We start from the raw sequence: 23,595 nt of genomic DNA on the forward strand, positions 1-23,595 counted from the left end.
AAATCCTCCCTATGTCGATTAATTAATTTGATAAACCCAAGGCATTACCGGATCGCTATAAAAGTATTATTAAGTAACCGGGCAATCCAAATGGGCGAAACATGTTTCTCGAAAAAAGGAGGCAATTTATACCCCTTTTTTTTCAATACCAAAAATTAATTAATAGATACCATCTTTATTATTTAAATCAATGATATGGATACCATCCAATAATTAAATAAACAAACTTGGATACCATCCATTTTTGAAAATTAATTAAATTGGACAATATCCAAATTGATTATTTTTCTAAAACGGATACCATCCGGATAAGTAAACCAGAGATGCTTCCAGCGGCTTTTCAGTGCACTCGGGAAACAAATTGACATAGCCGGGCTGTATGCGCAGGGCGCAATGCGCGGCCCAGCTTCCAGAATTTTCTTATCCGTCCAGATCGGCCCGGCCCATACCATCGCTTGCATGATGGCCGCCCCCAGCCTCCCCGACGGATACATGCCGGCAAGCAGATTGCCGATGATCCTGCTGCACCTGCTCGCCATGGCGCTGCTGGCATGCATACTCGTCGGGACGATGCTGTCCATGTATTGGTCCTTCAGCGACGAGGTCTCCAGTTACCGCCGCCGCATGAACGCCGCCGCCGACCGGGCGCAGATCTTCTTCGACCAGCGCGAAACGCTGCTCCGGGCCGTGGCCGGCTCGTCGGTACGCAACACCGACCGCATACCGGCCCAGCAAACACCCAGGACTTTCGGCCAGACCGGACAGATCAACGTGATCCCGCTGACCAACGGGGCGGACGCCTACGAGTGGGCGCTGATCCTCACCCGCCGCAATCGGGCGGACGTGGCGGCCGCCAATGCGCGCATTGTCTACACCACGCTGGCCGAACCCGGCTCGACGCATCTGGCGTTGGACGACACACGGCGCAGCAGCCACGCCCTCTCGAGGGACACCGAGAAGTGGCTCTACGAAACCCTGGCCGCGCGCCACGCCACGCCGAATCCTGAGGACGGCCGCGCGCCCGTCGTCTGGATCCGGCCCCTGACGGACTCCCACGATCATCTGTTTCTCTATACCCCGCTGGACACGACCGGGCGCGAGCAGACCTGGGTCGGGCTGGAGGTTGACGACATCGCATCCGTGATCGCTGCGGAGCACGCCAGCGACGGCGCAAGCTATGCGCTTTACGACAGCGACAGCCGGGTGGCTTTGCAAGGCGGATCCGAGCCGACCGCCAGCAACTCGATATCGGCACGGCTGGCGCGCGATTCCTTCGGCTTCCAGGGCCAAAGCTGGCTGCCCCATAGCCTGGCGCTGAGCAAGGCCGTCGGCGAGGCCGGCTGGCGGCTGATCTACTACGTGCCGACGCAGGATGTGCTGCGGCATGGCGCATCCGCCCTCTGGGCCGTCGGCGCCGTCGCGGCCTGCTTGAGCGCGGTGGTCCTGCTGGGCGTACGCCACATCAGGGACAAACTGGTTTCGCCGGCGATGAGGCATCAGACGGCGCTCATCGATAGCCTCGCCTTGAACCGGAAGATCATCGAAGTCGCACCGATCGGACTCAGCCTGGTCCGCCCCGCCGACGGCACCCAGGTCATATCGAACGAGGCCGCGCGCCATCTGCTGGATGCGCACGACAGCTGGCGTGAAGACACGCGCGCCGCAGGCGACCAGACCGGCCGGCACGAATATCAGCTCGGCGACGGGCGCACGGTCAGCCTGACGTACGCCGCGACCAACTACCAATCCGAGAATGTGGTGATATGCGCCATCAGCGACATTTCCGCCCAGAAGGAAGTGGAGCGCACCCTGCGCAATGCCAAGCAGGCCGCCGATCAGGCGAACGACGCGAAGACCTTGTTCTTCGCCACGATCAGCCACGAAATCCGCACACCGCTGTACGGCATTCTCGGCACGCTCGAGCTGCTCGCGCTCACGCCCATGACGACCCAGCAGCAGCAATACCTGCACACCATGCAGCAGTCGTCCTCGACCTTGTTGCGCACCATCAACGACACGCTGGACCTGTCACGCATGGAGGCCGGCCACGAGGACCTGATCCTGTCGGAGTTCTCCCCCACGGAGATGCTGGAAGGCGTCGTGGCCAATTATGCCGCCCGCGCCCAGGGCAAGGGACTGCAGATATTTGCGATCGCCGGCACCGGCATGCCGGCAATGGTGCGGGGAGACCCGACCAGGCTGCAGCAGATCCTCAACAACCTGGTGAGCAACTCCGTCAAATTCACCGAGGCGGGCCGCGTCGTGCTGCGTGCGACCACAAGCGCGGTCGCAGCGGGCAAGGCGACGCTGCGCTTCCAGGTCGCGGATACCGGCGTGGGCATACGCGCGGAATCGCAAACCCAGCTGTTTGAACCCTATTTCCGGGCGCATTCCGGCCAGGTCCAGGACGCGGCCGGCACCGGTCTGGGCCTGGCCATCAGCCGGCGCCTGGTCGATCTGATGGGCGGCAGCCTGTCCCTGGTCAGCGAGGTCGGCCTGGGTACCAGCATCACATTCGCCATCACGCTGGATGTGACCGAAATGGAACCGGCATCGCCCATACAGCTGCGGCGCAGCGCCGTCTACGTCAGCGGCGCCATTCCCGAGGTCGTGGCGAATGCATGCGCATGGCTGAACAAATGGGGCGCCATTGCCATACCGTATCGAGGACAGGGCCATGTGCCGGAAGCCGACAACGCCGTCCTGCTGCAGACCTGGCCGCCCGGACAGTCTGAGGCGTCCTGGACCGGAAGCAAGGTCCGCGTGCTCGTCCCAGGCGCGGACCATGCTTCCATCGCAGCGCGCGGCGGCCGCCTCGGCATCGCGAGCCAGGGCAATCCGTTCAGCATCGGCGTGGCGGTAGGGATGGCCCAGCACGGCCGCGAACAGACCTTGCTGCCCCCTCCCTGCGCGCCACGCCTGTCGCTGGGACAACGGATCCTGGTGGTGGAAGACAACGCGATCAACCAGCTCATCCTGCGGGAGCAGCTCGAACATCTGGGGTGTTCGGCCACCATCGTCTTCAATGGCCGCGAGGCGTTGCAGCGCTGGGACCCTGACAAATTCGACGCCGTCATCACCGATATCAACATGCCGATCCTGGATGGCTACGAACTGGCGCGCGCCCTGCGCGAGCTCGGCTACCAGGGAACCATACTGGGCGTGACCGCCAGCGCGGCGCCCGAAACCATCACCAAGGGGCTGGAAGCCGGAATGAACCAGGTGTTGCTGAAACCCCTGCCCATCCTGGCCCTGACCGCAACCCTGCATGCATACGCAGAAGGCTGAAAACAAAATGCTGTCCAAACTCAAGGTACTGGTACTGGACGATCACGCCTACCAGTGCGTCCTGCTGAAAGACATGCTCGAAGAGGCGGGCTTCGTGCACGTCGACACGACGCTGGACGCGCAAGATGCCCTGGAGCGGATACGAAGGGAAGGCCATCAGCTGGTGCTCATGGACGTAGACATGCCCGGCATGGACGGCGCGCAGTTCATCCATGAACTCGCTTGTCGCAATCTGAATCCGATACTGGCGATCGTCACGGGATGTTCCCGCCGCATGAGCAACAGCATCGGCCTCATGGCAAAAGAGCGTGGGTTCGCCGTGCTGGGCACATTCATCAAGCCCGTGACCCAGGAGCAGATCGGCAGCCTCGCGGTGGGCCTGTTGAGAAAGCCGCTCGCGCAGCCACCCGCGCAGCCCCACGCCTGCGCCAACCCCGCCCGGCCGCTGCTTGATCGGCGCCTGCTTGAAAGCGCGCTGCGCGACGGCAGCATCCACGCCTGGTTCCAACCGAAGAAATCACTCGTCTCCGGCAACATCGTCGGCGCCGAGGCGCTGGTCCGCTGGCAACACAGGGAGCTGGGCCTGATGCTGCCGTCCTCGTTCCTGGCGTCGCTGCGCGCCTACGACATGGATCACGAACTGCTCCTGCGCATGCTGGACGATGGCCTGAAAGCCTATTCCATCTGGCGCGAGCGGGGCCACCGCATCCCCATTTCGATCAATCTTTCCGCCAGCCTGCTGGACCTTCCGCAACTGCCAGACGAACTCCATGCCATGGTCGCCCGGCTGGGCGTTCCCGCCTCGGACGTGACCTTCGAACTGCTGGAAGACGCGATGCCGACACTCGCGGGCCAATTCCACATGGGGGCAAGCCGCCTGCGCCTGAAGGGTTTCGGCCTGTCGCAGGATGACTTCGGCAAGGGCTACAGCTCAATGTACAGCCTCATCTCCACGCCCTTCACCGAGGTGAAGATCGATCGTGCGTTCGTCAGCGGCGCCGCAACGGACGAGGTACTGGCGGCCGCCCTGGTGGCCTCTATCCAACTGGGACGGCAACTCGGCCTGCAAGTAACGGCCGAGGGCGTGGAAACGCTGGAGGATCTGCAATTGCTGCGGCGTATCGGCTGCGATGTCGCTCAAGGATTCCTGATCTCCGCCGCGGTCAATGTCGCGACCTTCTGCGAGTTGCTGGCCTACGAGCCCAGTTCCTATTTCACCCCTCTGTCCCCGCCCCACTAAGGCTGGGCCTGCCGTCACCACTCCAACACTGGATATGCCGCTGAAGAAGAAAAGCCGCGGCCTGCGCCGCCTGAGTATCGCGTTCCTCTGCGCCCTTCCCCTCGCCCTGCTCTGCGCCGCCGCGCTCTACTGTGGACAACAACAAGTCCAGCGGCGGCATGCAGAATTGCTGAGGCTCGACCTCCCGACGCTCGTGCACACTAATGCCTGGCTTTTCGCCTACGCCTTGCTGCTGCTCGCGGCCGGACTCTATGTGTGCGCCATCTTCTGGTACTGGTGCAGCCGTTGCGTCGTCCAACCAGCGAATGCGGCGCGGCAGGCGCTCGCCGAATGCGAGGCGCTCAGCCGGACGATGCTCGCCACGGTGCCCTGCGCGCTATGCGCGCTCTCCCGCGCCAACGGCCGGCTGGTCTTCAGCAACGCCCTGGCGCTGCAATGGCTGGGAGCGGGCGCTGGCCAGGCTCTGCCGGATACGCCCGATGCCAGACGCCTGTTGCAGCAAGCCCTGGTTGCAACGGAGCCAGGCAACATCGAGGCGTTCAACGCCCATGACGGCCGCTCGCTGGCGGTAGCCTATGCCCCCACGCAGTACCGCAGGCAGGATGTGGTGCTGTGCGCCTTCGCCGACACCAGCGCGCGCGCCGAGATGGAGCATCTGCTTGGCCTCGCCAAGGCCCAGGCCGATAAGGTCCACGAATCCGGGGCCGGTATCCTGTCCAACATCACCCGCGAGATCCGCGCGCCGCTGTACGGGCTGCTGGGTACTCTCGAAGTGCTGGGCATGACCGCACTTGACGCGGAGCAACGGCAGCACGTCGGCCGCATCCAGAACGCCTCCCTCGTACTCGAACAGCTCATCGGCGACCTGCTCGACATCGCCAGGATAGAGTCCGGCCAGTTCGCCCGGGAGGCCGGCGCGTTCGACCCGCGCGAGCTGGTCGAAAGCACGCTGGCGGCCCATGCCCCGATGGCCGAACAGAAGGGACTGATCATCTACGGCTGCCTGGACACCGCGGTGCCGGATTGCGTCCACGGCGACGCCGGCCGCATCCGGCAAATCCTGAGCAATCTGCTGAGCAACGCCATCAAGTTCACGGATTCCGGTCACGTCGTCGCCAGGCTGCGAGCCCAGGCAATGCCCGACGCCAGAGTACGTCTAGACCTGCAGATTGCCGATAGCGGCATCGGCATCTCCCCGTCCGAACAGGCCATGCTGTTTAAGCCTTTCCATCAGGCCGGCGCCGGCCCTCGGGCTGAGCGCGGCGCGGGCCTCGGCCTGGGCCTGTTCCTGTGCGCCCGCCTGGCGGCGTTCATGGGGACCCGTATCCAAGTCATCAGCGAACCGGGGCTGGGCAGCAGCTTTTCCGTTTCCTTCGTGCTGGAACAGGCGGACGAACCCTCCGGCGCGGCCCCCCAGTTGCAGGGCCTGCACGTGCTGGTGCGCTGCGCGCGCAAGGAAGCGGGCGAGAGCGTGGCCCAATGGCTGCGGCACTGGGGCGCCCAGTCGAGGACAGTGCCTGCCGGCATCGTCGCTACCGGCGACGGGGACGGCATGCTGATCGACCTGGCGTTGGACAAGAATGCCGAACATGCGCCATGGAAAGGCCCGCGCATCGTAGCGGGGACCGCGGGCAGCGGCGGCAGCGCCGCCCTGGTGGACCGCCATTCCGCGCGCCAGATAGGCTATGCCGTGCAGAATCTGATGCGGGGCGAGTCCGGTCCAGGGCCAGACACCCTGTCACCGATCCATGGCCTCCTCAATCTTCGGATCCTGGTCGTGGAGGGCAATCTCATCAACCGGGCCACGCTGCACGACCAGCTCATGCGCCTGGGTTGCCACATCACGCTCGCGGCGGACGGAGCCGAAGGACTGGCATTGTGGAACATACGTCCCTTCGATCTGGTCATGACGGATGCAGACATGCCCGGCATGAGCGGCTATGCGCTCGCCAGGGCCCTGCGCGCCCAGGGCGCCATAGCTCCCATCATTGCCCTGGTCATGAGCGCGACCCATGCGGAGGAACAGCGGTGCGAGGCGGCCGGCATGAACGGCTGGCTCGCCAAGCCCATAGGCTTGCGTGCGCTCAGGCAGCGGCTCCAGGCATACGCCGCCGCTCCCCGCAAGCCCGAGATCCCGGCCGCGACGCCGCGGATTGCAACGGAATCGCCACGGACCGGCACGCCAGGGGTCCCCGCCAAATACAAGGCCATCTTTCTGGAAACCATGGATAAGGATCTCGTGCGTCTGGAAACCGCGATGAAGAACGGCGACAGCACGGATGTCCGCGCCTTGCTGCACCGGATACGCGGGGGGCTGGCCGCCGTGCACATGGCCCCTCTGCTGAACCTGGCGGAAGATCTTTCCGCCCTGCTGCGCAAGGAGGGCGTGGGCGGCACGATGCCCCAGCAGCTCGCCGCGCTCATCGCGCAGCTGCGCGGCAAGATGCGAGAAATCGCGAAAGAAAGCAACGGTTGACCCATCCAGCGCCGAATTTCTGCAACGGCGGCGGGATCGGATGCATGCCATTCGAAGCAATTAAGAATATTCCCATGGCCCCCACTCCCAGTGATTTCTAGAATCACACGCTGAAAAACAGAATGCATGCCATGCGCACACACGTCGTCGCCATCCTGGCCGGCAGCGCGCTGACCTGCGCCCAAAACAATGGAATCTCTTCCCGGCGGCGGAGCCGATTCCCGCCCAGCATTTCGATCATCGGCACAAGCCGGTTATCAACCCGTCTTTTCCGCAGATGGCCGGGTATGCGAATACGCATTGCCCGATCTGCCGCCAGACCAATCATTCCCACGACTCGACAGCCATCCCGCCGAGCACGAACTCCAGCACGCGCTACACCTCTTCCGGCAGGGCAATCAAGGCATACCTCTGTCACTCACCTATGCGCGCGATACCGCCGGCTTCCCTTGGTCGGCGCAGAGCCTGTGCGCGGAGCTGAACCTGGCGCTGGATAAAAACCACCTGCGCTTGCAGTCCGGCCAAGCCGAAGACGGCGCGACGGGTCCGAGCTATCCGGCATCGCTGGTCACGCTCAACATCCCCATGACATGGGATCTGCTGCCGGATGCCGAACTCCACAAGAGCCGGCACGATTTCAATACCGGCTTGAGGGTAAGGATCAGCCCGACGCTGGTAGAAGGTCGGCCGGTCCCGCACGGCGTGCTGCGCGTCGTGGGCCTGCACCTGAAGATCCCCGAGCGGCTCTCGACGCATCCCATGCTGCATGGAAGGTTCTTCACGCTTTTGCAGCGCGCGCAGGCGTTCAAGCTGCCAGTGCTGGTGATGGGCATCAACGACGCCACCGATTTTCATTGGATGCGGTCGTTTCCCAACCTGACGTTCCAGGGAGATCTGCTGTCCACCCGCATCGGCGCGGACAGCCTGGAATTGCTGCTGACGATGGGAGGCGACCGATGGCGGGACTTCAAGGTGGGGGGCCGTGCGCGATAGGCGCGCATGAGCTGGAATTCCTCGGCATCAGAACAAGAAATTTCTCAGCCCTGGGGCAGCGTTGAACAAGGATGATGCATGGGGTCGGACGCACACGAGGCGTCCGCTACACAGCCCCGCCTTCAACAACCTTCGAAGGCATTCATTCAACATCAACTCCAGGTTTTCATATGAAACTGAACAAGATCCTGATCGTGATGGGATTGGCCGGCGCGTTTGCCGGCATGGCGCATGCGGCTACCCCTGCGGAGACAAGCAAAAGCGTCACCAAGAGCATCACCCTGACGGCCCAGATCAACGACGCGATTTTCGTGTCCAAGCCCGACGGCTCCACCTGGTACGGCACCGAGGAGCTCGAACCGGCAGACTACAGGCAGCTGACATTCTCCAAGACGCTGCCGATCCGCATATTTTCGAAGGCCCCTGGGATTAACGTCAAGCTCGCCCAACCTCTGAAAATGTCCAACGGACACCTCGAGATGACCAACGCACAGGTGATCTTGACCCACGCCGCAGGCGACCAAGTCCTGGAATACGACAAACCCAACAAGATTTCCCAGGTCGTGCAGGGCAACGGTGGCTACGACGAAATCCACAATCTGGAAATCAGTGTAGATAGCCCCCAGCAAACCAACGGCCAGACCCCCAACGGCAGCTACAGCGGCAATCTGGTCATGGTCTTCGAACCGGCCCCTTAAGCCTCGCTCGAGCACCTTTCTCCAAGGCCCCGTCCGGGGCTCTTCCTTCCCCTTTTGGACTGCAGGGCATGCACGCTCATTGGGTTTCCTTTTGCCTCAAAAAAATCCTGCCGTGCGTTCTTGCTGCGTCCTCCACCCAGGCCTTCGCGCAAGTGAAGATTTCCTACGGCATCCCGGAAGGCTTCAGCGCGGTTGAAATGGACAACAGCGCAAGCTACGTGTCCAGCTTCAACGGCAGGACGCTGCCGGGATTGATTGCCTATTCTTTGGAACAGAACCGACTCGCGTTCGATCCCGTCAAGTACGCGGAAAACGGCGTGACGGAGGAAGAAATAGAAGCCATCCGCCGGGTGGTTTCCACGATCGACTACAAGCAATGCATCAACGGCTGCGACCTGCGCGTGGCGGAGCACTACGTCACCATCGACAAGATCCGCCGCACATTGCAGATCAGAAGCTCGCGCGACGACTACCTGTCTCCCGCGACCACCTGGGGGCTGATCAACAATCAGTCGCTGGACTTGCGCGGATCCTCCGACAGCTATCGCGCCATGAACGTCAGCGGCACGACATGGCTGGGCCTGCCGCTGCGCAGCTTCGGCTACATGAGCTGGTACGGCAGCCGCAACCGCATGCGCGGCCGCAGCAATGGCGATCAAGGGATCTCCTCTTACTTCCTGCAGAAGAATTTTCACAGCACCTACGTGCGGGCAGGCAAGCAGAACAGCCTCGACTACGCCTCGGGCTCGGTCAGCACGATGCTGTCGCCCAGCTTCGATCAGTTCGTCACCATCGGCAGCCAGAACCATTTGCGGGCCGACCGCGATACGGGTTCGCTGGTGCTGTATTCCACCGCCGAAGGAAACTACGAGTTCTACCGCAACGGACGTCTCATCCTGAAGCGGCCCGCCATACTCGGCCGCAATGAAATCAGCTTCATCGACCTGCCTGGCGGCTACTACCCGGTGGAGATCCGGCTGGTGGACCGCAACGGCAATCTGATCAACCGCGAAACTCGCGACATCAACAACCTGAACTTCAACGGCGGTGGCGGCAATTCCTGGCACATGACCGCGGGCAAGGAAATGGGCGCAGGCGGCCAGCTGCTTCAAGCTGCCGTCAGCCGCAACCTGAGCCAGTTCTACCTGAACGCCTCGTTCATCAGCGGCGACCAGTCCCGCTGGGCGGGCGAACTGAACATCACGCGCCCCTCCCGCATCGGCACGGCTGACCTCACTCCCACAGTGGGCGTCCTAGGCGGCGAACGCGGCGCGGGCGGCTATTTCAACCTGTCGATGAACGATCCCTTGCTGGGCAGCCTCTCGGCCAGCCGCTATCAGATTTCAGACGTATCGCGCTTCTATTGGGGCGCGCCCAGCACCAGCTTTTCATACAGCAGAAGCGTGGGCGATGTCATGCTGGGCTATAACTACAACAAGCACAGCCGCGGCGAAATACAGCAAGCCGAAGCACGCTGGCACTACCGCCCCAACGGCCTGTGGTCGACCTTTTCCCTGGGCGTGCAAAAGGGCGGGTACGGTCGGGGCGACGACGGCTACGCCGTGTACTTCAACATGAGCTGGACCCTGGACAAGACGCAAGCCAGCTTCCGCGCTGCCCGCCAGGGCGGCGAAACGCAACTCAGCGGCGACTATCGCAAGGATTTCGAGGACAGCTACGGCACCTCGATGGCTGGCGTCACGGTCAACCGGAGCAGCACAAGCAACAGCGTCAACATTTACGGCAGCCGCTCCGGCACTCGTGGCGATACCTCCCTCAACCTGGGCCACAGCGACTTCGGCAGCAACGCGGATTTCAACTACCGCGGCATGCTGGCGGCCAGCGCCAAGGGCATAGCGGTAGGACGCTACAGCAGCAGCGGCAGCGCCATGCTGCTGGACACGCCCGCCATCGACGGCACCGCCTACGGATTCAGCGTGGAAGGCCATCCGGTGGGCGGCGGCGGCACCTACGCCGTACCGCTAGGCCAATACCGCGACGTTCCCTTCGCCCGCGTCCTGAGCAACAGCGAGCACATGGACATGAGTATCGAAGTCCCTGCCAACGTCGTGCGCGCCCATCCTGGCCAGGTGTATGCGGCGCAAGCCAAGGTGGCGATCAACATGGTCTACAGCGGCATCCTGATGGATCCGTCCGGCAAGCCCCTGGGCGGAACCATCCAGGAAACTGGCGACACGGCGTACCCCAACGGACTGTTCTCCATCGCCAGCAAGACGGTGCTTACCAAGATCACGCTGCGGCAGCCCGGCAGGAACTACACCTGCGACCTCGGCAACGCCATCAACGGCAGCTACTACCGCTGCCAATAATCGGACATCCGACAAGGAACCACGATGCCACGCAAGACCCTGCTCACGCTATTCGCTTCGATGCTGCTGGCCGCGCCGCCGGCGCAAGCCGAAGGCGAGCTGCTGGTGATGCCGGCCCGGATCAAGGTCTTCAACGGCCACGACTACGGCGTCACCGTCAAGAACGTTGGCGACGCGCCGCTCTACCTGTCGGCCACGCTGCAGAAGGTGAAGAATCCCGGCTTCGACCCCGAGGAGCAGGTGCCGCTGAGCCAGCTCGAGCATCCCGGCCTGCTCGCCAGTCCGGACAAATTGACGCTGGGGCCGGGCCAAAGCCGCGCGATCAGCCTGAAGTCGCTATCCGTGCCCACCGCGGAAGAGATGTACCGCCTGTACGTCGTGCCAGTGAGGGCGATGCAGGTCGAAGAGGCGCCCCAGGACAAGATCAGCGCGCCCATGTCAGTTTCCATAGGTTATGGCGTGCTGGTCCAGCACATGCCTCCTCCAGGTCAGCAACGGTCGGGCTGGTCGTATCGCTGCGAAGACGCGGGTGTGAGGCTGGAGAATACCGGCAATGTGTCGCTGGTCCTTGCGGATATCGCATCGTCTGACCGCAGGCTGGAGCAGAACCGGGTGGTGTTGTTTCCTGGCGCGTCGCGGCGTTTCGAGGGCAAGAAGCTCACGATGCTGATCGGCGATGCGCCGCAGGGTTTCGATTGCCGCGGATGAGCATGGCGCAATGTACGAGGGACCAACCATGAGATTGCCGAATTTCAAAGGATGGATGATGCCGCGACCAGTTGCTGCCGTACTGGCAACAAGCGCGATGATCTCCAGTAGTGACGCCTTGGCATGGCGGGGCATCTACTACAGCGACCTGAGCAACGGCTATAGCGATTGCACCTACCAAAACAATGGCAATGGCACCAGCACGCTGGGCGTGACCATCAGCTATAAGAACATTCAAGGTCACCTAGGCAGGCATAGCGGGCCGTTCCTGAGCCGAGGAATCCTTATATACACCTATGAGAAAGATGGCAAACTGCAGCAGTCTGGTCACTATGCCAGTGCTGTCTACATGGATGGCGTTCGGGACTGGGGGAAAACAAGCGGCATTGACTACATGGTCTACGATAACGGTGATCCCCGTTACGCCACGATCTGGCGCGATACATCCGCGAGAGTCGTGCGGGTAACGGTCGTTGTCGATAACAAGCACCTTGCACCGTGGCCTGCCATTGGGGTAAGAGCAGCGAATGTCACGCAAAAGAACGACATCGTCGAAATAACCGGACTGGCCTATATCGGCGCAGACAGCGCAACGGGCAACTGCAATATCATCACCGATCCGAAGATTCCGCCCCCACCTGTGGCTCCCAAGATCCACATGACCGCGCCGGACTGGAACCTCGGAGAGTTGCTGCCCGGAGCGCCTGCGGAAAGGCCATTTTCTGGCGCCGGCGAAGAATTGTGCTTCACCTACGACCACCTCAAATGGACAGGATTGCGCTACGCCATCAACGCGACCAACCAGAACGGCCTGTCGGGCAATGGCTGGTACCAACTCAAGCACCTGACCTCGCCTTCCGACACAGTGCCGTACCGAGTCGTGCTGCGGAACGCGACGACCAGTACCCAGGTCGCGCTGCCCAACACCAGCAACATGGTTTCCGCCTTGGGCAACAGCGGACGCGACTGCTTCATCCCCACGTTCACGGCTGACACGCCCAAGGCGGCGAAGGAAGGCGACTACAGCGACGTGCTCACCTTCACGGTCGTCGCACGGCCTTAGCTCATGCCATGAGCGTTCATGTCTTTCCCCGGCAATTCGCCCGCCGCACCGCGTTTGTCGTCGCAGCACTCGTCCTGCTCTGGCCCCAGCACGGCCAGGGGGCCGGCATCCTGCACCTGCCGAGAGCGGAACTGCGCCTGGAACCCGGTCGAGCGCCGAGCGAACTGCTGGCGGAAAACCGTGGCGACAGCCCCCTCTATCTGGATGTGGAACAGCATCTGCTCCTCAATCCCGGATTGACGCCGGAGGTGCTGGCGCCAGTTGGCGAAACAGAGCGACCCAGCTTGCTGGTCACCCCTAAGCGCCTGATTCTGGCGCCGGGACAAAAGTACCGGATGAGCGTGCGCGTCTTGCATGCGCCTGCCCGCACGCAAGTCTGGCGCATCACCTTCCGGCCCAGGGAGCGGGTGATTCTGAACGGCGGCGAGGCCGATGGCAGCGCGCCCCTGATCATCAACATGGCGTACGGCGTTCTGATCTATCAGATCGCCGAGCACGCTCAGCCTTGAAACCCATGAGAACCCGGACATGAACAGAATCTCAATCCGCGCGTGCCTGATGCTGGCCCTGGGAATGCTCCCTGTCGCAGCTTCCGCCGTGGATATCGTCCTGACCGGCGATACCACTAGCAGGATCACCGCCACGGTCAGGGCCGCCAACAGGCTGCTGGTCACGGACGACAAGGGCGGCTGGTTCGACCAGGGCTTGGCCATGCAGCAGCTGCGCGGATGGGAATCTCCCTATGAAACGCAGGCACGCTTGCGCATCGTGTCCTCGAGCGGCGCGTTTCAGGTGCGCATGGATCGGCCGCTCGAAATCCGCAACACGGCCAACGCGGCCCTGGTGTTCCGTCGGCCCAAGGTTTCCCTGGCCGCGGAAGACGGGGAGCAGAAAACCCTGGAAGTAGGCCTGGACGTGAAATTCCAGAATCCGTTTGCGCCGGTTGCAGGCGAGGACTCCATCGGCTACTACGGGCTGGCGATTTCGGCTTATCCGCCGGAAGGCAATTTCAAGGAGACGGCAGGCAGCTATGTCGGCGAGCTGTCGCTGGTCTTTGAACCCTCCGCTCGGATCCCCTGATGCACCATACGCGGCCGAATTTCGCGGAGATGCGGATGAAATCCTCCGGTTGTCTGCTGTTGCTTCTCGCGTCCTGGCTTGCCGCGCCTGCCTTCGCACATATCGACGTGACGCCCAAGCTCGCCGTCGTGCAAGGCAAGCCGGCGTCGGTCCATATCGTCAACCAGGGCGATCGCGCGGAGTACGTGTCCGTTACCCTGTCACGCCTGCTCAACCCGGGCGTCGAACCTGAACAGGAGCGCCTGGAACCTGTCGTGCAAACGGAGCAGCCTGCGCTCTACGTCTACCCGTTCAAGCTCTCGCTAGGCTCGGGGCAGAGCAAGACCATCACCCTCAAGCCGCTGGCCGAAGTGGATCAGGAGCAGGTCTACCGGCTGGATATCAAGCCCGTCGTCAACCTGCTGGATCGGGCGGGACAAGGTACCACCGGCAATGTGGTCGTCACCCTTGCGTTCAGCACGCTGGTCAGGCTGCTGCCGCCGAGCGAAACCTCGGAACTGTCGCTGCGCTGCGAGCCGGAAGGCGCCTGGCTCGCAGCGTCGGGCAACGTGCGCTATCAGGTCAAGGACGCCGTCGTCGATGGCCGGCCGGTGGATCCATTCAACGTCTATCCGGGTACGCCCATTCTGCTGAAAGGCCGCGCGATATTGGTTCCCGGCCAGCCATCCTGCCCTCCCTCCGGGCGCTGATTCCCGCCAAATCCGCGCCGGGCGGCGCCAACGGCCATGGCGCCGACGCCACACACACGCCCCTTCGGCAGTGCTGCATTCGCGCACTTGCGGTAACCTTCAGCCTGAACAAATCTGAGGTGTTGGAAATAACAATGGGTTTTGAAAAACTTGCCGACCTGCGCGAGCAGCTGCGGGCACAGGCTCAAAAGGCGGTGCCGGTCCAACCGAAGGCGGCAGGCCGGACAAAGAAGCGGGAGCCTGATCAAGCGAACGCTACGGCGCGGCCGCAGCAAAAGCGCGAGTCTGGTCAAGCGAAGGCTGCCGCCCGCCCGCAGCAAAAGCGCGAGCCCGTCGACCCCGCGGTCGAGGCCATCTGGCGCCTGCAGAAGCACTTCCCCCAGGCTTTCCCCAAGAATCCCGCGCCCAAGCTGCCGCTCAAGCAGGGCATCCTGGCCGACGCGGCCCAGCATCTGGAAAAGCTGGGCATGACGGAAGAACAGCTCAAGCAGGCCATCGCCACCTGGTGCAAGGGCAGCCGCTACTGGGGCAGCATGGTGGCGGACGCCACGCGCGTCGACCTGCAGGGCGAGCCCGCGGGCACGGTGACGGCGGAACAAGCCGCCTATGCCCGCCGCCAGGCCTCGCGCCGGCCGGCCGGCAAGGCCCGTCCCGCGAAGAAGGCTGCCGCGCCGGCGTCCTCGCCTACGGCCGCGCCTGCTGATGCGCCCGTCGACGCGCCCGCTCCGGAATCCGCGCCCGAGTCCACGGCCACCGCGCCGGTGTCCAGCGACACCCCCTGACGGCACCACACAACCCGGCTGTGCAGGGATTTTTCACCTTCCCCGCGCAACCGGGCTACACAAGCCTTAATTTCTGTGTATAATCGCTGTCTTTGGTGGACACGGCCTTCTGAAAACCAAATCAGAAATCACACCAAAAACGCAGTACCCCCGCGGGAGTAGCTCAGTTGGTAGAGCGCAACCTTGCCAAGGTTGAGGTCGCGAGTTCGAGACTCGTCTCCCGCTCCAAATACAAAAAGGAAGCAACGGCCTACACCGCGCTTCCTTTTTTCTTGCAAGTGCTGGCGCAATGGCAGAGTGGTTATGCAGCGGATTGCAAATCCGTGTACGTCGGTTCGATTCCGGCTTGCGCCTCCAGTGATTTCTCAAAACCCGCAGATAAAACTCTGCGGGTTTTTTGTTTTCCGGAGCGGTCAACTATGGCGCAGGATGCGATTCGGCCTCGCGGGTAGCCCACGCAGCCAGACATTCCGCTTGCCAGGCGAACTCCGGCTCGAACGACTCGGGATCTGAAACAGCGCCATAGCCGCCCTGACCGTAGACTGCGGCGTAAGCCGCATATTCGGCCGCGCGGAGCGCCTTGCCGGCCAAGGCGCTGGCCACGGCATAGGTCGCGGACACAGCGGCATGGCCGCAGCCATCGATGGATTTTGACCCCTGATGCCGGTTCGCCAGGTGCGAGGCTTGAGTGCAAACCTGCTGCAACTGTTCATGGCCGATAGCGCCGTCCAAATACCGGCCAAGAATCGCCAGGCAATCCACGACTTCCTGCTCTTCAAGCAGATGCTCGACCCGAAGCGCACAGGCATGACCGAATGCCAGACGCAGGCGTTCGTTGCGCTTGGCGTCCAGATCGAGCTGTTTCGCGAGACGTTCCAGGGATGCGTTCATGGCGCCACCAACTGAACATTCATCATGTTTAACTGCGTATGAGCCGCAAACGCAAGCATCTGGTTGAGGCGCCCGAGATCGAAGATGAGGATCTCATGTACGATTGCGGCCTGCATCTCGTTACGCATCACTACGCGCGGTCAACCAAATGATTGCTATGGTGACGCCGTTTGCCACTGACGACGATCCCATGCGCACGCTTCCGAACTCCCGAGCCCACTATTCCTCCGCGCTGCTGACGCTGTCCACCGCGGCCTTGCTCACGCTGGCCCCGCTTGCGGCGCAGGCGGATTCGGACAAGCACCGCCATCGCCACGGCCGCGAGTATAAAGAGCAATATTGGGACGGCGCCTGTAAGGTCGAGCGCAAATGGAAGCGCAACGGCGACTACCAGGAAAAGCGCAAGTGCCGGGATGACTACCGCCACGGCTACGTGCAAATGCCGCAGCCGGTGGTGGTGCCCGCGATGCCGGCGCCCGCCATCATCATCAACCCTCCTCCCATCATCATCCGGCCCTGAACATGGATCAATCGGTGAAGGACGCGCTCGCGCGCTGGCCCGACGTGCCGGCGGTGTACGGCTGGCTGTCGCTGGACGCGCGCGGCCGCTGGCGCCTGCACCCGCAAGGCCAATCGGCCGCGGGCGGTCCGGGCGAGTCCATCACCAACACGCAGATCCTGGAATTCATCAACCGCAACTATGAACACGACGACGCGGGGCGCTGGTTTTTCCAGAACGGTCCCCAGCGCGTATTCCTGCGCCTGGACGCGGCGCCGTATGTGTTGCGCTTGAGCGATGACAACAGTGGCCTGCTCACGCACACGAACCAGACGGTCGATTCGGTCGCCGCGTGGAAGCTGGATGATGCGGGTCAGCTGTATGCGATGACGCCCCTGGGAGCGGGCATCTTGCTGGACCGCGATCTGCCGCCGCTGCTGGAAAGGATGACCACGGCGGACGGAGAGCCGTTGCTGGACGCCCTGACGGAACTCGCACCCGGCGACACGATACAGGCCGTCCTGCCCGGAACCTATGCGGCCGCGCCGCTGGCGCTGGTCGCGCAAAAGGATGTGGCGCGGGAATTCGGCTTCGACCCGGATCCCCGCGCCTGAACCGCGGGTTCAGAACATGCCGTTGGGATTGGCGGACTGCTCGGGGATGGACTGGATCGCGTCCCAGTGCTCCACGATCTTGCCCTGCTCCAGGCGGAAGATGTCGATGATGGCGCTGCCGCGATCGCCGGGCTGACGCACCGCATGCACGTGCAGGATCACATAGTCGCCGTCGGTGAAGACGCGTTTGATTTCGCTGCGCGATTGCGGAAACTTGTCGCGCAGGAAGGCGATGAATTTGCGGAAACCCTCGGGGCCATCCGCCGCATTGGGGTTGTGCTGCACATAGCGGTCGCCCACGTATTTCAGCGCCGCATCCGCGTCCTTCTGGTTCAGGCCCTTCTCATAGAAGGCCAGCACGGCCGCCTTATTGGCGGCTTCCTGTTCAGCGGACGCATGGACGGCGGGAGACAAGGCCAGGGCCAGCATGGCTGCGGCGGCGGCGCGCTTGAAGTACGACTTCGGGAAGGACATGGGAACTCCAGAAATGGAAAACGGCCGGGCCATTCTAGGGTCCGGCCGTCCTGTCGGCCACGTCCGTGGCGGTAGACAGACTGGTGCGCGCAGCGATCAGCCGCGGCCGGTCTTGACCAGCGCGTACTTGCCATCGCCCAACAGCGCCAGCACGGCGGCCGCCACGGTCAGGAAGATCGGGTATTCCCAGCCGCCGCCGGCATTGCCGAAACCCCAGCCATTGGGGAAATGCACCGTGGAAGCCACGAACAACTGCACCACGGCAATGGCGGCGACCCAGCGCGGCACGATGCCCAGGATCAGCAGCACACCGGCGCCGACCTCGAAGAACGTCACCGGATACGCCAGCCAGCCGGCGAAGCCGATCTTGGCGAAGAACTGCGCGGTGCCGGGCAGCGTGAACACCAGCAGCTTGGTCAGGCCATGGGCCAGGAACATGACGCCGAGCGCCACGCGCAGCAGCAGCGCGGCATAGGGCGCGGTACGGATATCAACCATTGCACTCTCCTAGAGCGGTGGGGAATCGCCCAGGATGGGAAGATTCTTGATGAGCGCTATTCTTGCGATTCCAAAAACAAAGATAAACATGCAGAATTGCAAATTATTGTTCCCCAATAGGAAACAATCTTGGACACGCATACCGCCATGCAGACCTATGCCAAGGTCGTGGAATTGGGTTCGTTCGCAGCCGCAGCCGACAAGATGGGCCAGGCCCGCTCCGTGGTCACGCGCCAGATCGCCTATCTGGAACAGAAGTACGGCGTGCGCCTCCTGAACCGAACCACGCGCAAGCTGAGCATGACCGACGCCGGACGCGCCTTCTATGAACGCGTGCGGCCCATCCTGGCCGAGGTGGCGGACCTGGAACTGTCGCTGCAAGCCGAGGGCCAGCGGCCCAGCGGCCGCCTGCGGGTGAGCGCGCCGGTGTCGTTCGGGATCCTGCACCTGGGACCGGCCATTGCCGAGTACCTGCAGCGCTATCCCGACGTGATCATCGACCTGGACCTGAACGACCGCGTGGTGGACCTGGTGGAAGACGGCTACGACGTTGCCGTGCGCATCGGCCCGCTGCAGGATTCCTCGCTGGTCGCGCGGCCGCTGGCGCCGCAGCAGCTGCTGGTCTGCGCCGCCCCCGAATACCTGCGACGCCACGGCACGCCGCAGACGCCGGAAGAACTGAAGCAGCACCGCTGCCTGCATTACGCCTACGCCAGCACCGGCAACGAATGGCATTTCGAGAAGGACGGCGTGACCCATCTGGTGCGCGTCAACGCGGCCCTGCGGGCCAATAACGGCGACGTGCTGCGGACCGCGGCGCTGGCCGGCCACGGCATCATCCTGCAGCCCGATTTCCTGGTGGGCGACGACATCCGCGCCCACCGCCTGGTGGCGCTGCTGACCGATTACACCCACACCTCGATCTCCATGTATGCCGTCTACCCGCACCGGCGCTTCCTGTCGCCCAAGGTACGATCCTTCGTGGAGCATCTGGAGGGCCGCTTCGGCGCCCCCTCCCCGGCCGTCCCAGGCCGGCGCGCCAGCCCCCGCCGCAGCCGTTAGAATCGTACCCATGACCGCAAAATCGCCCCTCGAATACTTCCCCGCGCCGCGCCGTTCGCATTTCTGCAGCCAATGCGGCTCGCCCATCAGCCGCCGGGTTCCCGAAGGCGACAACCGCGAACGCGACATCTGCGATCACTGCGGCGCAATCCATTACCAGAATCCGAGGCTGGTGGTCGGTACCCTGCCGGTCTGGGAAAACCGGGTTCTGCTGTGCCGGCGCGCCATCGAACCGCGCTACAACACCTGGACCCTGCCGGCCGGCTTCATGGAACTGGGCGAAAGCACGGCGCAGGGCGCCGCCCGCGAAACGCTGGAAGAATCCGGCGCCCGCATCAAGCTGGGCGAACTCTATACCGTCATCGACCTGCCCCAGATCGATCAGGTGCACGTGTTCTACCTGGCCGAGGCGCTGTCGGCCGAGCTCGACCCGGGCCCCGAAAGCCTGGAAGCCCGGTATTACGACGAATCCGAGATCCCCTGGGATGATCTGGCGTTCCGCACCGTGGCCACGACGCTGCGCCACTACTTCGACGACCGCAAGCAGGGCGTGTTTCCCCCTCATCACTACACCCTAGAATCGCACCGTTGAAACTACCCTGGCTAGCCGTCGACACCCCCTTTCCGCCCGCGGAGTTTGCGCTAGCGGATCCCGACGGCCTGCTCGCTGCGGGCGCGGACTTGTCGACCGTCAGGCTGATCGAGGCCTACTCCAACGGCATCTTCCCGTGGTACTCCGAGGGCGAGCCGATTCTGTGGTGGAGTCCCGATCCGCGCATGGTGCTGAGCATCAAGGACTTCGCGCCCTCGCATTCGCTGCGCAAGCTGCTGCGGCAGGTCGCCAGCCAGGAGCATGCCGCCGCGCCGCGCGTGCAGGTGCGAGTGGACACGGCCTTTGCCGAAGTGATGGCGCAATGCGCCGCGCCGCGCGACGGCCAGCCGGGCACCTGGATCACCGCCGCCATGCAGCAGGCCTATCGCGCCTGGCATGAGGCCGGCTACGTGCACAGCATCGAAACCTGGATCGACGGCGAACTGGCCGGCGGCCTCTACGGCATCAGCCTGGGCCGCATGTTCTTCGGCGAATCCATGTTCACCCGCGCGCCCAACGCCTCCAAGATCGCCCTGTCCTATCTGGTGCGCTACCTGGCGGCGCAAGGCGTGGAGCGCATCGACTGCCAGCAGCAGACGCGCCATCTGGCCAGCCTGGGCGCGCGCCCCATCCCGCGCGCCGCGTTCCTGCAGCATGTGCGGGCAGCCACGGCGCTGCCCGCCATCGCGTGGGCCCGCGGTACGCTGGACAGCGCCGGCCGCTTGCATCCCGACACAGCATCGGGCGCGGGGTTCGGCGTTAATATGTAGCCAGCCCCTTGCGGGCCTGCCGCCGCAACGCGGGACCTCCGATGAGCCAGCTCAAAGAACTCCCTTTCTCCACCCTGCAGTTCTACGCCACCGCTCCCTACCCTTGCAGCTATCTGCCGGGTCGCCAGGCACGGTCGCAGGTCGCCGCGCCCGGCCACCTGATCAACGCGGGCACGTATTCGCAACTGGTGGAGCAAGGCTTCCGGCGCAGCGGGTTGTTTACCTACCGGCCGCATTGCGACAACTGCCATGCCTGCATCCCCGTGCGCGTGGATACGGCAGGCTTCGCGCCCAATCGCAGCCAGCGCCGCGCCTGGCGCGACCACCAGGGCCTGCAATCGTTCGTGGCGGAGCTGGCCTGGTCGCCCGAACACTACCGGCTGTACACGCGTTACCAGCAGGGCCGCCATCCGGGCGGCGGCATGGACGAGGACAGCCGTACGCAGTATGCGCAATTCCTGCTCACCAGCCGCGTCAACACCCGCCTGGTCGAATTTCGCGATGAAACGGGCGCGCTGGTCATGGTGTCCATCATCGACGTGCTGGACGACGGCCTGTCCTCCGTCTACACCTTCTACGATCCGGACCTTGCCGGCAGCCTGGGCACCTACAGCATCCTGTGGCAGATCGAGCAATGCCGCACGCTGAACCTGCCCTGGCTGTACCTGGGCTATTGGATCGCCGACAGCCGCAAGATGTCTTACAAATCGAGTTTCCACCCGGCCCAGTTCCTGGTCGACGGCGCGTGGGGCGAGCAGCCCGCCCCGCCGCCCGCCTGATTCTGGTCTCGCCTGGGGCGCCCGGCGCGGCGCAGGGCCGGCAAAATTCGCTCTACAATTCCGCCCCATGTCTATCCTCTTCCACGCCTATCCCCTGGCCCGCCCGGCGCTGTTCGCCATGGACGCGGAAACCGCCCACGAAGTCACCCTGTCGGGCCTGCAACGCGCCTATGAGTGCGGGGCGACGCGCAAGCTCATGCATGCGCAGCCGAAGGCGCCGAGCACGCTGATGGGTTTGCAACTGGCCAACCCGATCGGGCTGGCCGCGGGCCTGGACAAGAACGGCGCCTATATCGACGCGCTGGGCAATCTGGGATTCGGCTTTATCGAGGTAGGCACGGTGACTCCGCGCGCCCAGCCCGGCAACCCCAAGCCGCGCATGTTCCGGCTGCCGCGCGCCAACGCGCTGATCAACCGGCTGGGCTTCAACAACCAGGGACTGGACGCCTTCCTGGCCAATGTGCAGCGCAGCGCCTGGCGCAAGCAAGGCGGCATCCTGGGGCTGAACATCGGCAAGAACGCGGACACGCCCATCGAGCGCGCCGCGGACGACTACCTGATCGGGCTGGAAGGCGTGTATCCGCATGCCGACTACGTGACGGTGAACATTTCCTCGCCCAACACCAAGAACCTGCGCGCGCTGCAAGGCGGCGACGAGCTGTCGGCCCTGCTGGCGCAGTTGGCGGACAAGCGCCGCGCCCTGGAAGACAAACACCAGCGGCGCGTGCCCATGGCGGTGAAGATCGCTCCCGACCTGACGCATGAGCAGATCGACTCCATCGCGGAAACGCTGCCGCGCCATGGCATCGACGGCGTCATCGCCACCAACACCACCCTCTCGCGGGATGCCGTCACCGGCCAGCCGCATGCCGAGGAAGCCGGCGGCCTGTCGGGCGCCCCGGTGCATGAATTGTCGCTGGCAGTCATCCGCCGCCTGAAGGAAAGGCTGGGCGGCAGCCTGGCCATCATCGGCGTGGGCGGGGTCATGTCGGGCCGCCAGGCGCGCGAGAAAATGGACGCGGGCGCCGACGCCGTGCAGCTCTATACCGGCCTGATCTACCGCGGTCCGGCCCTGGTGGGCGAGTGCGTGCGCGCCGTGGCGCGCTGACCGGAAACGGCGCCGGCATCCATCGCGGCGATAAGGACAAAAAAGCAGGCAAAAAAAGGGGCCACCCGGTGGGTGGCCCTAATTCCAGCTCTGCTCTGTCACTCAACAGTACTACATAACTGCGGTTTGCGCAGCACTGCGCGCCAAAAACTTAGGCGCTGCGGCGGCTGCGGCTGGCAACCTTGGTGGCGGCGTCGGCAGCATCCGAGGCAGCCTTGAAGGTCGCGTTGGCGGCGGCATTCAGGTTCGATTCGGCGACTTCAGCAGCCTGCTTGGCAGCCTTGGTCATGGAATCGTAGGCGCTGGTCGCGGTGGCCAGCGAGGACTTGATCAGGGCAACGGCGCTTTCGGAGCCGGTCGGGGCGTTCTTGGAGAACTGGTCGACGGCTTCGCTCAGCTGCTGCTGGCCTTCGGCGATCTGTTCCTCGGTCAGCTTGACCAGGCTGGTCTGCACGCCGGCGACGATGTCGTACACATGCTTGGTGTAGGCCATGGCCTTTTCGGCGCCCGGCTGCAGCAGGCCCGAGGCGAAAGCGGCGGCTTCCTGCGGATCCTTGACTTCAGCGGCTTGCTGCGACTTCTGGGCGACTTCGTCCAGCGTGGCGCGGACGACCTTCAGGTTCAGTTCGACCAGCTTTTCGAAGCCGGCGAAAACAGCGGTCTGGGCGGCCACGATGGTGTTGATGCTGGCCTTTTGACGGTCCAGGACTTGTTGCGGAATAGCGCTCATAGAATGCTCCTTTAGGGGTAGCCGGAGGCTGTCCGGCAAGTAAGGATGGTTGTCTGCGACGAACTAGAGAAACGTGCGCGGAAACTGGTACTACAAGCTACCGCCGGCCCGTTTGATGCACTGCACAATTCACATTCTAGACTGGCAAAAAAACTTGTCAAGGAGTTTTTGTGCAACGCAACAAAGAATTGCACTTCGACGGTGCACGCCTCATACGGGCTTGATCCAGCA

Annotated in this window: 23 protein-coding genes and 2 tRNA genes; 21 read left to right on the plus strand and 4 right to left on the minus strand. The window is 63.5% G+C overall.

Annotation, left to right across the window (positions count from 1 at the left end; genetic code table 11):
- The first annotated feature begins 513 nt into the window (after nucleotides 1-513).
- The 14 genes from AC6LKD_RS11380 (at nucleotide 514) to AC6LKD_RS11445 (ending at nucleotide 15,704) form a co-directional block, all read left to right on the plus strand.
- Entirely contained in the window at nucleotides 514-3,288 is a 2,775-nt protein-coding gene (locus AC6LKD_RS11380) for an ATP-binding protein (RefSeq protein ID WP_498116235.1), read from the plus strand.
- A 7-nt stretch (nucleotides 3,289-3,295) separates the two neighbouring features.
- Nucleotides 3,296-4,528 carry an EAL domain-containing response regulator gene (locus AC6LKD_RS11385; protein ID WP_013391775.1) on the plus strand — a complete coding sequence of 411 codons (1,233 nt, stop codon included), beginning with the start codon at nucleotides 3,296-3,298 and terminating at the stop codon, nucleotides 4,526-4,528.
- Nucleotides 4,529-4,562: 34 nt separating this feature from the next.
- Complete coding sequence (locus tag AC6LKD_RS11390; RefSeq protein WP_498116237.1) at nucleotides 4,563-7,004, plus strand: hybrid sensor histidine kinase/response regulator; 2,442 nt, start codon at nucleotides 4,563-4,565, stop codon at nucleotides 7,002-7,004.
- A 189-nt stretch (nucleotides 7,005-7,193) separates the two neighbouring features.
- Complete coding sequence (locus AC6LKD_RS11395; RefSeq protein ID WP_148260581.1) at nucleotides 7,194-7,997, plus strand: hypothetical protein; 804 nt, start codon at nucleotides 7,194-7,196, stop codon at nucleotides 7,995-7,997.
- Nucleotides 7,998-8,167: 170 nt separating this feature from the next.
- Nucleotides 8,168-8,695: a CS1 type fimbrial major subunit gene (locus AC6LKD_RS11400; protein WP_013391772.1), complete on the plus strand. Its 528-nt coding sequence runs from the start codon at nucleotides 8,168-8,170 to the stop codon at nucleotides 8,693-8,695.
- A gap of 68 nt (nucleotides 8,696-8,763) precedes the next feature.
- Nucleotides 8,764-11,025, plus strand: coding sequence for a TcfC E-set like domain-containing protein (locus AC6LKD_RS11405; protein WP_013391771.1), 2,262 nt, complete (start codon nucleotides 8,764-8,766; stop codon nucleotides 11,023-11,025).
- Between the two features lie 24 nt (nucleotides 11,026-11,049).
- Nucleotides 11,050-11,733 (plus strand): pilus assembly protein, encoded by a 684-nt coding sequence (locus AC6LKD_RS11410; protein WP_013391770.1) that lies wholly within the window; start codon nucleotides 11,050-11,052, stop codon nucleotides 11,731-11,733.
- A gap of 28 nt (nucleotides 11,734-11,761) precedes the next feature.
- Complete coding sequence (locus AC6LKD_RS11415; protein WP_498116238.1) at nucleotides 11,762-12,796, plus strand: hypothetical protein; 1,035 nt, start codon at nucleotides 11,762-11,764, stop codon at nucleotides 12,794-12,796.
- Between the two features lie 8 nt (nucleotides 12,797-12,804).
- Nucleotides 12,805-13,305, plus strand: coding sequence for a hypothetical protein (locus tag AC6LKD_RS11420; protein WP_013391768.1), 501 nt, complete (start codon nucleotides 12,805-12,807; stop codon nucleotides 13,303-13,305).
- Nucleotides 13,306-13,324: 19 nt separating this feature from the next.
- On the plus strand, nucleotides 13,325-13,876 hold the full coding sequence (locus AC6LKD_RS11425) for a hypothetical protein (protein ID WP_013391767.1): 552 nt from the start codon (nucleotides 13,325-13,327) through the stop codon (nucleotides 13,874-13,876).
- Between the two features lie 35 nt (nucleotides 13,877-13,911).
- Entirely contained in the window at nucleotides 13,912-14,565 is a 654-nt protein-coding gene (locus AC6LKD_RS11430) for a hypothetical protein (RefSeq protein WP_498116240.1), read from the plus strand.
- Nucleotides 14,566-14,699: 134 nt separating this feature from the next.
- On the plus strand, nucleotides 14,700-15,347 hold the full coding sequence (locus AC6LKD_RS11435) for a ProQ/FinO family protein (RefSeq protein ID WP_013391765.1): 648 nt from the start codon (nucleotides 14,700-14,702) through the stop codon (nucleotides 15,345-15,347).
- A 152-nt stretch (nucleotides 15,348-15,499) separates the two neighbouring features.
- Nucleotides 15,500-15,575: transfer RNA gene (locus AC6LKD_RS11440), tRNA-Gly, on the plus strand.
- A gap of 55 nt (nucleotides 15,576-15,630) precedes the next feature.
- Nucleotides 15,631-15,704: transfer RNA gene (locus AC6LKD_RS11445), tRNA-Cys, on the plus strand.
- 60 nt (nucleotides 15,705-15,764) lie between these two features.
- On the opposite strand, the gene AC6LKD_RS11450 is transcribed toward AC6LKD_RS11445, so the two are convergent.
- A complete protein-coding gene (locus AC6LKD_RS11450; protein WP_498116241.1) occupies nucleotides 15,765-16,238 on the minus strand; it encodes a hypothetical protein in 474 nt (157 codons plus the stop codon).
- Nucleotides 16,239-16,395: 157 nt separating this feature from the next.
- Between AC6LKD_RS11450 and AC6LKD_RS11455 the strand changes: the two genes are divergently transcribed.
- Both AC6LKD_RS11455 and AC6LKD_RS11460 read left to right on the plus strand, forming a co-directional pair.
- Entirely contained in the window at nucleotides 16,396-16,758 is a 363-nt protein-coding gene (locus AC6LKD_RS11455; protein WP_498116251.1) for a hypothetical protein, read from the plus strand.
- A gap of 2 nt (nucleotides 16,759-16,760) precedes the next feature.
- On the plus strand, nucleotides 16,761-17,351 hold the full coding sequence (locus tag AC6LKD_RS11460; protein WP_498116242.1) for a DUF2946 family protein: 591 nt from the start codon (nucleotides 16,761-16,763) through the stop codon (nucleotides 17,349-17,351).
- A 9-nt stretch (nucleotides 17,352-17,360) separates the two neighbouring features.
- Here the strand turns inward: AC6LKD_RS11460 and AC6LKD_RS11465 are convergent, their stop codons facing one another.
- Together AC6LKD_RS11465 and AC6LKD_RS11470 are read right to left on the minus strand one after the other, a co-directional pair.
- Nucleotides 17,361-17,825 carry a nuclear transport factor 2 family protein gene (locus tag AC6LKD_RS11465; RefSeq protein WP_498116243.1) on the minus strand — a complete coding sequence of 155 codons (465 nt, stop codon included), beginning with the start codon at nucleotides 17,823-17,825 and terminating at the stop codon, nucleotides 17,361-17,363.
- Between the two features lie 96 nt (nucleotides 17,826-17,921).
- Entirely contained in the window at nucleotides 17,922-18,323 is a 402-nt protein-coding gene (locus AC6LKD_RS11470; protein ID WP_498116244.1) for a DoxX family protein, read from the minus strand.
- A gap of 129 nt (nucleotides 18,324-18,452) precedes the next feature.
- Between AC6LKD_RS11470 and AC6LKD_RS11475 the strand changes: the two genes are divergently transcribed.
- From AC6LKD_RS11475 to AC6LKD_RS11495, 5 genes are all read left to right on the plus strand, one after another.
- Entirely contained in the window at nucleotides 18,453-19,385 is a 933-nt protein-coding gene (locus AC6LKD_RS11475) for a LysR family transcriptional regulator (RefSeq protein ID WP_013391759.1), read from the plus strand.
- Between the two features lie 10 nt (nucleotides 19,386-19,395).
- Nucleotides 19,396-19,977, plus strand: a complete 582-nt coding sequence (locus AC6LKD_RS11480; protein ID WP_013391758.1) for an NUDIX hydrolase — start codon at nucleotides 19,396-19,398, stop codon at nucleotides 19,975-19,977.
- Nucleotides 19,974-20,747 carry a leucyl/phenylalanyl-tRNA--protein transferase gene (gene aat / locus AC6LKD_RS11485; protein ID WP_498116245.1) on the plus strand — a complete coding sequence of 258 codons (774 nt, stop codon included), beginning with the start codon at nucleotides 19,974-19,976 and terminating at the stop codon, nucleotides 20,745-20,747. Before AC6LKD_RS11480 ends, aat begins: the two co-directional genes overlap by 4 nt.
- Nucleotides 20,748-20,788: 41 nt before the next feature.
- Nucleotides 20,789-21,526: an arginyltransferase gene (locus AC6LKD_RS11490; protein ID WP_013391756.1), complete on the plus strand. Its 738-nt coding sequence runs from the start codon at nucleotides 20,789-20,791 to the stop codon at nucleotides 21,524-21,526.
- Between the two features lie 67 nt (nucleotides 21,527-21,593).
- Entirely contained in the window at nucleotides 21,594-22,634 is a 1,041-nt protein-coding gene (locus AC6LKD_RS11495; RefSeq protein ID WP_013391755.1) for a quinone-dependent dihydroorotate dehydrogenase, read from the plus strand.
- A 151-nt stretch (nucleotides 22,635-22,785) separates the two neighbouring features.
- On the opposite strand, the gene phaP is transcribed toward AC6LKD_RS11495, so the two are convergent.
- A complete protein-coding gene (phaP, locus tag AC6LKD_RS11500; protein ID WP_013391754.1) occupies nucleotides 22,786-23,364 on the minus strand; it encodes a TIGR01841 family phasin in 579 nt (192 codons plus the stop codon).
- Nucleotides 23,365-23,595: the final 231 nt, after the last annotated feature.

The organism is Achromobacter sp. D7-1, assembly GCF_059760445.1.